Origin of the sequence: Streptococcus pseudopneumoniae, assembly GCF_001072665.1 — a bacterium.
In the GTDB taxonomy this organism is placed as follows: Bacteria; Bacillota; Bacilli; order Lactobacillales; family Streptococcaceae; genus Streptococcus; species Streptococcus pseudopneumoniae_S.
Genome location: NZ_JVJI01000134.1, coordinates 1 through 299 on the forward strand (window position 1 = coordinate 1; position 299 = coordinate 299).

Annotated in this window: 1 pseudogene; it reads right to left on the bottom strand. The window is 36.1% G+C overall.

Annotated features, from left to right (window positions below):
• Nucleotides 1-193, bottom strand: a pseudogene (locus ADH52_RS10155) (hypothetical protein); the annotation flags it as partial.
• Nucleotides 194-299: the final 106 nt, after the last annotated feature.

Below are 299 nucleotides of genomic sequence, written 5' to 3' on the forward strand. Positions count from 1 at the left end.
GTGCCGTTCTCCTACCTAATAAATATTCGTTAAAATCAGAAGGATTAATCTCAAAGATACGACGAACTGAAGCTACTCCAAACTCACCAAAAGTATAGTATTTTCCTTCATGTGTTCGAAAATCATATCCTTTTGGTGATTCAATCTTTTCAAAGGTATCAAACTCTTCCCATGTTATTTTAGTCAAACTCATTTTAATCGCTTCCTAATTTTCTAATTGTAAATTCTCCCCACGGAACTTCGTCAATGACTGCTTCTGGCATATTTCCTGGGAAGGTTTGTCCTCCTGGTTTCCAAAA